Annotated in this window: 6 protein-coding genes; 4 read left to right on the forward strand and 2 right to left on the reverse strand. The window is 64.4% G+C overall.

The features are described 5' to 3' along the window. The first annotated feature begins 8 nt into the window (after positions 1-8). Genes J2X54_RS15705 through tldD form a run of 3 tightly spaced genes read left to right on the forward strand, consistent with a single transcriptional unit; the run spans position 9 to position 6,556 of the window. On the forward strand, positions 9-4,250 hold the full coding sequence (locus tag J2X54_RS15705; protein WP_310181876.1) for a YhdP family protein: 4,242 nt from the start codon (positions 9-11) through the stop codon (positions 4,248-4,250). A 20-nt stretch (positions 4,251-4,270) separates the two neighbouring features. Further along, on the forward strand, positions 4,271-5,071 hold the full coding sequence (locus J2X54_RS15710; protein WP_310181877.1) for a carbon-nitrogen hydrolase family protein: 801 nt from the start codon (positions 4,271-4,273) through the stop codon (positions 5,069-5,071). A gap of 24 nt (positions 5,072-5,095) precedes the next feature. Further along, positions 5,096-6,556 carry a metalloprotease TldD gene (gene tldD, locus J2X54_RS15715; RefSeq protein WP_310181878.1) on the forward strand — a complete coding sequence of 487 codons (1,461 nt, stop codon included), beginning with the start codon at positions 5,096-5,098 and terminating at the stop codon, positions 6,554-6,556. Positions 6,557-6,629: 73 nt separating this feature from the next. Here the strand turns inward: tldD and J2X54_RS15720 are convergent, their stop codons facing one another. After that, on the reverse strand, positions 6,630-9,266 hold the full coding sequence (locus J2X54_RS15720; protein WP_310181880.1) for a TonB-dependent receptor: 2,637 nt from the start codon (positions 9,264-9,266) through the stop codon (positions 6,630-6,632). 515 nt (positions 9,267-9,781) lie between these two features. Here J2X54_RS15720 and aroG point away from each other — a divergent pair. After that, the gene (gene aroG, locus J2X54_RS15725; RefSeq protein WP_310181882.1) at positions 9,782-10,861 is read left to right on the forward strand and encodes a 3-deoxy-7-phosphoheptulonate synthase AroG; all 1,080 of its coding nucleotides are present in this window, start codon (positions 9,782-9,784) and stop codon (positions 10,859-10,861) included. 30 nt (positions 10,862-10,891) lie between these two features. Here the strand turns inward: aroG and J2X54_RS15730 are convergent, their stop codons facing one another. Next, positions 10,892-11,194, reverse strand: coding sequence for a hypothetical protein (locus tag J2X54_RS15730; protein ID WP_070250535.1), 303 nt, complete (start codon positions 11,192-11,194; stop codon positions 10,892-10,894). Positions 11,195-11,226: the final 32 nt, after the last annotated feature.

The following is an 11,226-nucleotide window of genomic DNA, read 5'->3' on the forward strand; positions in this document are numbered from 1 at the left end:
ATTACTAGATGCAGAAAACAGAAGAGGAGACCGCGACAGCCGAAGGGCCGTTGGCCGTGCGCTGGCACCGGCTGCGCGCCGCCTATCGGGTCTGCAACGTGGCCACCCATCACGTCCTCGCCTTCACCGTCAAGCTGGCGCTGCTCGGCTATTTCGCGTTTGCCATCCTGTTCCTGGTGCTGCGCTACGCGGTGCTACCCAATATCGAGCATTACCGCGACGACATCGAACGGCTGGCCAGCCGCGCCGCCGGCAACCCGGTCACCATCGCCCGCATTGACGCTTCCTGGACCGGCTTTCGTCCCACGCTCACCCTGGGCGACGTGGTGCTGCACGACCGCCAGGGCCAGGCCGCGCTGCGCCTGCCCGAGGTGGCCGCCACGCTGTCGTGGATGACCGTGGTCACTGCCGAGCCGCGCTTCCACGCCTTGGCGCTCAAACAACCCGACCTCGATATCCGCCGCACCGCCGACGGCAAGCTGGTCGTGGCGGGCCTGTATCTCGATCCCGGCCGGCCGTCCGATGGCCGTGGCCTGGAATGGCTGCTGGCGCAGCGCGAGATCGTCATCCGCGACGGCCGCGTGCGCTGGACCGACGACCAGCGCGGTGCGCCTCCGCTGGCGCTCACCGGCGTCACCGCCCGGTTGCGCAATGAGTGGCTGCATCACCAACTGGCGGTCAAGGCCACGCCGCCGGCCACGCTGGCCGGTCCGCTCGACGTGCGCGCCGACTTTGCCCACCCGGCCTTTGGCGCCCGGGTATCGAACACGTCGATGTGGAAGGGCGAACTGTACGCCGACCTGCGCGATACCGATGTCGCGGCCTGGAAGGCGTGGCTCGATTTTCCGTTCGCGTTGAATTCCGGTGGCGGTTCGCTGCGCACCTGGCTCAGTTTCGACCAGCAGCGCCTGACCGGCTTTACCGCCGACCTCGGCCTGCGCGACGTCTCGGCCGTGCTGGCCAAAGATTTACCTGTGCTCGACCTGCAACAGCTGACCGGCCGCATTGCCGCGCGCGAGGAGTTGCCGCCGTTGGTGTCCAACCACGCTCGCCCAGTAACCGGCGCCAGCCCCGACGCCGGAAAATTCGGCGCCCGTGGCCACAGCCTCGAGATCACCAGCCTCACGCTCACCACCAGCGACGGCCTGGTGATGGCGCCAACCTCGCTGTCGGAAAAATTCACCGCTGCTGCCGGCCCGCGGCCGGAAAAGTACGCAGTGCGCGCACCGCAACTGGACCTGCGCACGCTGGCCGGCATCGCCTCGCGCCTGCCGCTCACGCCGCAGCAGCGCACGCTGCTGGCCGATACCTCGCCGAGCGGCTTGCTGCGCAATTTCTCGGCCGAGTGGCAGGGCAAGTTTCCGGCACTGCAATCGTACCGGGTCAAAGGCGACCTGGTGGGCCTGGGCCTGAAACCGCAGCCGGCGCGCCTGGCCCAGCCCAAAAACGGCAAGATCCCGGCCACGGCTGCAGTGCCGGCGATCCCGGGCTTCGACAACCTGACCGGCGCGATCGACGCCACCGACCAGGGCGGCAGCTTCGCGCTGGCTTCGGAAAACCTGGTGTTGCAACTGCCCGGCTATTTCACCGATCCGGCCATGCCGTTCGACCGCCTCAATCTCAAGGCGCGCTGGTCGTTCCTGCCCAAGGACCAATTGCTGCTCAAGATCGACAGCATGGACTTCCTGCAGGAAGGACTGGCCGGTACGCTGAGCGGCAGCCACACCATGCCGCTGTCGGGAAAGGGCGCTGGCACGGTGGACCTGACCGGCACGCTCGACGGTTTCCAGATCAACCGCATCAACCGCTACCTGCCGCTCCAGACCCCGCATGATCTTTACACCTGGCTGACCGGCGCGCTCGAGGGCGGCACCGCCAGCGATGTCAGCGTGCGGGTGCGCGGCGACCTGGCGCATTTCCCGTTCCAGGGCGAGCACGCGCCGCACGGCGAATTCAAGGTGGCCGGCAAGCTGACCGAGGGTAAGCTCAATTACGCGCCCGGCCATTACCTGCGCGGGGGGAAAGAGCTGGGCAAGGACGGCCAGCCGCTGCCCGAGTGGCCGCAGGCCGAACACATCAAGGGCAGCTTCGTGTTCGAGCGCGGCCGCATGGAAATTCGCGGCGACACCGCCACCACCGCCGGCGTGGCGCTCACCAACGTCAAGGCCGTGATTCCCGATTTGACGATCCACGATTCGGTGCTGGAAATCGACGGCAATGCCGCCGGCCCGATGCAGGAATTCCTCCGGTACGTCGACCACAGCCCGGTGCTGGAATGGATTTCGCACTTTACCGACGACACCGAAGCGACCGGCAACGCCACCCTGGCGCTCAAGCTGCGCCTGCCGCTGGCGCATCTGCTCGATGCCAAGGTGGACGGCACGCTGCAACTCAATAACAACGACATCGTGCTGTTGAAGGATTTGCCGGTGGTGCAGGCGGTCCAGGGCAAGATCGAATTCAACGAGCGCGGCGTCAACCTCAACCAGCTGTCCGGCACCTTCCTCGACGGTCCGGTCTCGATTACCGGCGGCACCCAGCGCGACAATGCCATCGTCATCAAGCTTGGCGGCATGCTGACCGCCGACGGCTTCCGCAAGACTTATACCGCCCCGGTGATGCAGCGCCTGGCCAGCCATTTCTCGGGCACGGCCAAGTACACCGGCACCGTCACCGTGCGCGACCATCAGCTCGTTGTTGCCGTTGATTCCAGCCTGTCCGGGCTGGCACTGGACCTGCCAGCGCCGCTGAGTAAGCCGGCGCTCGATAATATGCCGCTGCGTTTCGTGCTCAATAGCGGCCTGACGGCCGATGCAGGCGGCGCGCTGCACGACGACATCCGTATCGCGCTCGGCTCGGGCATGGCCGCCCACTACCAGCGCCAGAAACTGACGACCGCCAGCGGCAAGACGCCGTGGCAACTGGTGCGCGGCGGTATCGGCATCAATGCCCCGGCGCCGGAACCGGAGAGCGGCCTGACCCTCAACATCAGCCTGCCCGTGTTCAATGCCGACGCCTGGCTCGACTTCGGCAAGGCCGTCGCTGGTGACGGGCCTGGCAACAAGACCGACAGCACTGCGGCTGCCCTCACGGGCGACGCCGACAGCGCCGACTTCAGCCAGTACGTGGTGCCCGACGCGATTGCCGCGCGTACCGGCGAACTGTTGATCGGCGCGCGCAAGTTGCAAAACGTGGTGGTGGGCGTGACGCGCCGTCAAAGCATCTGGCAAGCCAATATCGATTCCACCCAGGCCAATGGCCACCTGACCTGGAGCGAGCCGTCCACCGGCCACGGCCTGGGCAAGGTGACGGCGCGCCTGTCGTCGCTGGTGATACCGGCCTCGGCCTCGAACGAAGTGGCCGACCTGCTCGATGGCAAGAGCAGCGCCGCCGCCACCATTCCGGCGCTGGACATCAAGATCGACCGCTTCGAGCTGTTCAACAAGCCGCTGGGCCAGCTCGACCTGCAAGCGAGCAATGTGCAGTTGCCCGATTCGCGCGTGTGGCGCATCAGCAAGCTGTCGCTGGCCAACGCCGACGGCGAACTGACCGGCACCGGCAAGTGGACAACGCGCGGCAATGCCCACACCACCGATCTCAATTTCAACCTCGACATTTTTGATGCCGGCAAGCTGCTCGACCGTTTCGGTTTTGTCGGCACCGTGCGCAATGGCAAAGGGTCGCTCAAGGGCGACGTCGTGTGGAACGGGTTGCCGTACGCGATGGACTTGCCCAGCCTGTCGGGCCAGATCGTCATGAACGTGGAGAAGGGCCAGTTCATCAAGCAGGACCCGGGCGCAGCCAAGCTGCTCGGTGTGCTCAGCCTGCAAGCGCTGCCGCGCCTGCTCAAGCTCGATTTCCACGACGTGTTTTCCGAAGGCCTGGCCTTCGACGGCCTGACCGCCAATGCCAGCATCGAGCACGGCATCGTGCGCACCGATAACCTGAAAATGCACGGCATGGCCGCTACCGTGCTGATGGACGGCAGCGCCGACATCGCCAACGAGCTGACCAATTTGCACGTGGTGGTGATACCGGAAGTGAACCTCGGTACGGCGCCGCTGGTGTACGCGCTGGCCGTCAATCCCGTGATCGGCCTGGGCAGTTTTTTGGCGCAATTATTCCTCAGCGCCCCCGTCATGAAGGCATTGACCTATCATATGCAGGTGACCGGGCCGTGGAAGGCGCCGGTTGTCACCAAGCTCGACGCCGCCAAGGCTGATCCGCCAGCGGCCAGGAGCGCAAAATAACCAAGACAGGGAGACTTGCCATGCGCCATACCGTCGCCGCCATCCAGATGATTTCCTCGCCGTCCGTCACGGACAATATCGCCACCGCCGAACGGCTGGTGCGCCAGGCTGCCGCCGACGGCGCGCAACTGGTGCTACTGCCCGAGTACTGGGCCATCATGGGCGTCAAGGACAGCGACAAGGTGGCCGTGGCCGAGCCGCTGGGCCAGGGCCCGATCCAGGACTTCATGGCAAAGCTGGCGCGCGAGCTGGGCATCTGGCTGATCGGCGGTACGCTGCCGCTGGCGTCCGATGACCCGCTCAAGGTGGTCAACACCACGCTGGTCTATAACCCGCAAGGCGAGTCGGCCGGCCGTTACGACAAGATCCATTTGTTCGGCTTCAGCCAGGGCGCCGAGTCGTACAACGAATCGAAGACCATTGTGCCGGGCAAGCATATCGGCGTGCTCGACGCGCCGTTCGGCAAGGTGGGCATGTCGGTCTGCTACGACCTGCGTTTTCCCGAACTGTTCCGCGCCATGGGGCCAGTGTCGCTGATCGTGCTGCCGGCGGCGTTTACCTACACTACCGGACAGGCCCACTGGGAAATCCTGCTGCGCGCGCGCGCTATCGAAAACCAGTGCTATGTGCTGGCCGCTGCGCAAGGCGGCATGCACCCGAACGGGCGCCGCACCTGGGGCCACAGTATGCTGATCGACCCGTGGGGCACGGTCAAGTCGGTGCTGGCCGAGGGCGAAGGCGTGGTGGCCGGCGAGATCGACCCGGCCTTCATGGAAGGCGTGCGTCAGAGTCTGCCGGCGCTAAAACACCGGACCATGTAATCCATTGCTAGTACGAGAACCATCATGAAGCCATTCGAAGCCAACCTCGCCACCCTGGCGGTCGCCCGCGACATCCTGCTCACGCCGTTCGGCCTGGACGAGGACAAGCTGTTGAGAACGCTGGGGTCGATGTTCACCCACAAGGTCGATTACGCCGACCTGTATTTTCAATTCACCAAGAGCGAAGGCTGGAGCCTGGAAGAGGGCATCGTCAAGACCGGCAGCTTCGCCATCGACCAGGGCGTGGGTGTGCGCGCCATTTCCGGCGACAAGACGGCGTTCTCGTATTCGGACGATATCTCCGAGGTGGCGCTGCGCGAGGCGGCCGCTGCCACCCGCACCATTGCCCGCGCGGGCAACGGCAAGATCAAGGTGGCCGGCGCCATCACGCCGGTCGGTGGCCGCGCGCTGTACCTGCCGCACGATCCGCTGGCCTCGCTCGATGCGACCGCCAAGGTGGCGCTGCTCGAGCGCGTGGAAAAGATGGCGCGCGCGCGCGACCCGCGCGTGGTGCAAGTGATGGCGGGCCTGGCCGGCGAATACGACGTGGTGCTGGTCGCGCGCAGCGACGGCGTGCTGGCGGCCGACATCCGGCCGCTGGTACGGCTGTCGCTCACCGTCATCGTCGAGCAGAACGGCCGCCGCGAAACCGGTTCGTCGGGCGGCGGCGGGCGTTACAGCTACGACTACTTCAGCGATGCCTTGCTGGAATCGTATGCGGCCGAGGCGGTCGATGGCGCCGTGATCAACCTTGATGCGCGGCCGGCGCCGGCCGGTCCCATGACCGTGGTGCTGGGACCGGGCTGGCCCGGCATCCTGCTGCACGAGGCGATCGGCCACGGCCTCGAAGGCGACTTCAACCGCAAGGGTTCGTCCACCTTCTCCGGCATGATCGGCGAACGGGTGGCAGCCAGGGGCGTCACCGTGGTGGACGACGGCACCTTGCCCGACCGCCGTGGTTCGCTCAACATCGACGACGAGGGCAATCCCACCCAGTGCACCACCCTGATCGAGGACGGCATCCTGACCGGCTACCTGCAGGACACCATGAATGCGCGCCTGATGAAGATGCCGGTCACCGGCAACGCCCGCCGCGAATCGTTCGCCCACCTGCCGATGCCGCGCATGACCAACACGTATATGCTCGGCGGCGACCAAGATCCGGGCGAGATCCTGGCGTCGGTGAAAAACGGTCTGTATGCGGTCAATTTCGGCGGCGGCCAGGTCGATATCACCAACGGCAAGTTCGTGTTCTCGGCCAGCGAGGCTTACATGATCGAAAACGGCAAGGTGACTTACCCGGTCAAGGGCGCCACGCTGATCGGCAATGGTCCGGAGGTGCTCCATCGCGTGTCGATGATCGGCAACGACATGCGGCTCGACCCGGGCGTGGGTGTGTGCGGCAAGGAAGGGCAGAGCGTGCCGGTGGGCGTGGGGCAGCCCACGTTGCGCATCGACGGCGTGACCGTCGGCGGCACGGCTTAATGGCCAACGTTGCTGACAGTTGACCCCGTCATCCTCGCCTGCGCGGGGATGACGGTTTTACGGCTAACGTAGTTTAAAATTTATACGTCGCCTTCACGTAGAACGTGCGGCCCAGCGGGTCCGTGTAGCGGGGATCGTAACCGCTCTGGAACGTCGTGCCCTGGTTGGTGTACGGCGGCGCCGTATCGAACAGGTTTTTCACGCCCACCGTCAAATCCGTGTTCTTGAAGCCGGCATAGCTGCCCGACAGCGAGAACGTCGAATACGCGCGCACCTTGTGGACGTATTCATCGGCCACGTCGTTCTGGTCCACGTAACCGCTCATGAACTTGTTCGACAGGCTGGCGCTCCACGCGCCGTTCTTCCAGTTGAGCGTGGCGTTATGCTTCCAGCGGAATACCGGGTTGTCGTCGGCGTACACGCCGACGTTTTCAACAAAAACGCCGCCGGCCTCGTTCTGGTACTTGTAGCTGTGCACCCAGGTGCCGTCGAACACGAAAGCGAAGTCGCCGGCCGCGCTGCGGGGCAGCTTCCAGCGCAAGGTCGTGTCGATGCCCGACGTGTGCACTTCGCCGAGGTTGTCGAGCACGGCGTTGACGTATTGCAGCGTCTTGCCGTCGGCCGAGTACACGAAGTAGCTGGCGTACTTGTCGTAGTCGTTGAAGATGGTGGTTTCCGACACCGTGCCGATCTTGTTGCGGATCTTGATGTTGAAGTAGTCGAGCGACATGCTCACCGCATTGGTCGGCTCGAACACGGCGCCCAGCGCGAAGGTCTTCGATTTCTCCGGTTTGAGGTTCAGGTTGCCGCCGCTGCGGATGGTCTGCTGCTGGTTGCAGGCCACGTTGGGATTGGCGCCAGCGGCCACGGTGCCGCCCGGGCACAGCACCGGGTCATCGTACGAGTTGCCGGTGAAGGTGGACGTGGCCGGGCCGTGCAGGTCGTACAGCGTGGGCGCACGGAAGCCGGTGTTGTACGAGGTGCGCAACATTACCTGCTTGCTCGGCTGCCAGCGCAGGCCGATCTTGGGATTGAAGCTGCCGCCGACGTCGTTGTAGTGGTCGTAGCGGGCGGCCACCGACAGTTCCACGTCCCTGGTCAGCGGTGCGCTCAGCTCGGAGTACAGCGCGGCGATATTGCGCTGGCCCGACTGGTCCTGGGCGTCCGCGTAACCGGAGCTCGAGGCCTGCGAGGCGAGGTCGGTGTTGACGTCGTAGGTGGCCTTGTCGTGGCGGAATTCGGTACCGACCGCAAAGCCCACCGGGCCGGCCGGCACGGTGAACATTTCGCGGCTCACCTTGGCGTCGACGCCGACGCTGGTCATGCGCGCCGACAGGTACTCGCCACGCAGCTGGGCCGCATCGAGGTATGCCGCGCCGTCGGCCGACTGTTCGCCGAAGGGATTCAAAATGCCGTTCAGTACACCGGCTTTCATCAGCGAGTCGTTGGTGTAGCCTTCGACAAACGCGCTGGTGGCCTTGCTGGTAGCGTAGGTCAGGCCCACGTTGTAGTCCCAGCCGGCCACCACGCCTTCGGAACCGAGCACTAAGCGATCGGAAATACTGGTGTCGTAACCGACGCGGTTGCCGGCAGCGACGGTGCGCCAGTTGACGGTGAGGTCTTCACCGGTCAGACCCGCGACGGCCGGCACGCCGGCGCTGCCGCCAGGATAGTACGGGCTGGTGGCGTTCATGGTGATGCCGGTGAGCGGCGACGGCGCGATTGCGCTGGTATTGGTGCTACGGCTGTGCAGGTATTCGACCGTGCCCAGGTTCTCGCCACCGAGCCTGAAGGTGGCCTTGCCGAGGAACGATTCCTGCTGCGTCGTCGGTATGGCCTGGATGTAGGCGGTGGTGTCGGTGCGGCAGGTGCCGTTGGTGGTGGTAAGCAGCCCTTTGCCCACGCAACCGCTGGCATAGTACGGGTTGCCGGTGATACCGTTGTCGGAGAAGAAATCGCCTGGCTGCGAGGTGCCGCTGCTGTTGTTGATGCCACGGTCCGGACGCACGCTGGTACTGGAGAAATCGCGTTCGGTGGCAGCCAGCGCGGTCTGCTTGTGCCAGTCCACCACGCCGAAGAAGTTGTAGCCATCCTTGTCGAGGTCGCCAAAGCCCCCCGCCAGGTTCAGGCGCGATTCGCCGCCCGAGCCGCTGGCCTGCGGCTGGTAGCGCTCCACGCTCACGGTAGCGCCTTGTACTTCGCGCCTGGTGATGAAATTGATCACGCCGCCGATGGCGTCGGTGCCATAGATGGCCGAGGCGCCGTCGCGCAGCACTTCCACCCGGTCGAGCGCCGACAGCGGAATGATGTTCAAGTCCACGCTGGAACCGTTGAACGGATGGTTGGCAATGCGGCGGCCATTGAGCAGCACCAGCGTCTTGTTGCTGCCCAGGCCGCGCAAGTCGGCAGTGGCAATGCCGCCGGTGCCCGAGCCCACCGACTGGCTGCTGCCGGTCGAGCTCTGGTTCATCGAGATGGTGTTGAGGACTTCTGCTGCGGTGGTCAGGCCCTGCTTGACGAAGTCGCTGGCCTTGATCGACGTGATCGGCAGTGCCGTTTCGCTGGCCAGGCGCTTGATGCTCGAGCCGGTCACTTCCACGCGCTGGATCGCAGCGTCGTCGGTCTGCGCAATGGCGCCGTGCATGCCAGTTGCCAGGGTACCGGCAAACACCAGGCGCAGGGCCCGGGACATCGCTCTTTCAATCATCATTTTTATTTGCTCCTGCTGTGCATGAGATGGGTGGGTTTGTCGTGAAGACGACCCATCAAATCACCTGGCGGCAGGTGGAAACAATGCGGTTTAGCTAAGACTGCAAATTACCAACAGTCACCAACCATCACAGCTGTAAAGGCAGTTTTCTGCGTTAAAAGGCGGCAGTGGGCCGGCAGGCCGCATGCGCTGGTCTTACATCTGGACACATTGCGCGCGATGTAAAGAGAAATGGGCAGGTGTAAATTTTTGCAGGGCAGGGCTTGCCAAGCGTGCATTGATCGGCGTATAGTCAATCCACTGTTTTTAAAACACACTACCCAACACACCACGAATTCGTTCCATGACCTGCTTCTTCTTTACCGGCTACTTTTACTTTAGCAATTCCAACCCCAAGGCGGTGGAGTAGCGGCCGGTGCACGTAGCAGTCAAACGAGTTCCAGCAAATCCTGAAAAAACCGCCTCCCCAGGCGGTTTTTTTTTACCCCGACTTTTTTGAAACAATGGAGAACAGCATGCCCCGCACCGATGATTTACGGATCCGCGAAATGAAGGAATTGACGCCACCGTCCCACCTGATTCGCGAGTATGCGTGCACGGAAACGGCTGCCAACACGGCCGCCAACGCGCGCATCGCGCTGCACCGCATTCTGCACGGCCAGGACGACCGCCTGATGGTGGTGGTGGGCCCATGCTCGATCCACGACACCCGCGCGGCGATGGAATACGCGCACCGCCTGGTGCAGCTGCGTAACGAGCTCAAGGGCGACCTGGAAATCGTCATGCGCGTGTACTTCGAAAAGCCGCGCACGACCGTGGGCTGGAAGGGCCTGATCAACGACCCGTTCATGGACAGCAGCTTCCGCATCAACGACGGCCTGCGCATGGCGCGCGAACTGCTGCGCGACATCAACGAGTTGGGCTTGCCAGCCGGCACCGAGTACCTCGATGTGATCAGCCCGCAATACATCGCCGACCTGATCAGCTGGGGCGCGATCGGCGCGCGCACCACGGAGTCGCAGGTGCACCGCGAGCTGGCGTCCGGTCTGTCCTGTCCGGTCGGTTTCAAGAACGGTACCGACGGCAATGTCAAGATCGCGGTCGATGCCATCAAGGCGGCTTCGCAGCCGCACCATTTCCTGTCGGTGACCAAGGGCGGCCACTCGGCCATCGTCTCCACCGCCGGCAACGAGGACTGCCACATCATCCTGCGCGGCGGCAAGGCGCCCAACTACGATGCTGCCAGCGTCGATGAAGCGTGCAAGGCGATCGGCGCGCAGGGCCTGGCGCCGCGCGTGATGATCGACGCATCGCACGCCAACAGCTCCAAGAGGCCGGAAAACCAGGTCCCGGTCTGCGCCGACATTGCCGGCCAGGTCGCTGGTGGCGACACCCGCATCGTGGGCGTGATGGTGGAGTCGCACCTGGTGGGCGGCCGCCAGGATCTCGAACCGGGCAAGGAACTGACCTACGGCCAGTCGGTCACCGACGGCTGCATCGACTGGGAAAGCAGCGTGCAGGTACTGCAGGGCCTGGCCGCCGCTGTGCGCCAGCGCCGCTTGGCGACGCAGGCGGCGGAAGCCGCTGCCAAGTAAGTCAATCGCCTGGACGCAGCGCCGGTCGGGTCAGCAGTCGGCGCCGCACAGCTTCATGGTGACGTTGCCATAATGCTGTTCCGGAGCGAAATCGACCGCTGGTGCCAGCGCGACCTTGCCGTTGGCTGTCGCAGCGGCCAGCGCCGGCGCCAGCTGAACCTGGCCATTGCCGGCAACCTTGACATATAGAACGCCGGGGTCGGCACCATCGGCCACCTCGGCTGGCGCGGCGTACGCCGGATCCGACAGACCCGTCACTTCCCCGCCGTCCACCACGCAACCCGACACTGCCGATCCGATGATGACGATTGCTATCCAAGGTTTGATGCTCATGATAAATTCCTCTTTTTGTAGTTCCTAAAAAT

It is taken from the genome of Duganella sp. 3397, assembly GCF_031456625.1.
Classification (GTDB): Bacteria; Pseudomonadota; Gammaproteobacteria; order Burkholderiales; family Burkholderiaceae_D; genus Rugamonas; species Rugamonas phyllosphaerae.

Bases quoted from the DNA above. Each gene is read 5' to 3' on its own strand.
- J2X54_RS15705 (WP_310181876.1), top strand. From the start codon at position 9: ATGCAGAAAACAGAAGAGGAGACCGCGACAGCCGAAGGGCCGTTGGCC.
- J2X54_RS15710 (WP_310181877.1), top strand. From the start codon at position 4,271: ATGCGCCATACCGTCGCCGCCATCCAGATGATTTCCTCGCCGTCCGTC.
- tldD (WP_310181878.1), top strand. From the start codon at position 5,096: ATGAAGCCATTCGAAGCCAACCTCGCCACCCTGGCGGTCGCCCGCGAC.
- J2X54_RS15720 (WP_310181880.1), bottom strand. From the start codon at position 9,266: ATGATGATTGAAAGAGCGATGTCCCGGGCCCTGCGCCTGGTGTTTGCC.
- aroG (WP_310181882.1), top strand. From the start codon at position 9,782: ATGCCCCGCACCGATGATTTACGGATCCGCGAAATGAAGGAATTGACG.
- J2X54_RS15730 (WP_070250535.1), bottom strand. From the start codon at position 11,194: ATGAGCATCAAACCTTGGATAGCAATCGTCATCATCGGATCGGCAGTG.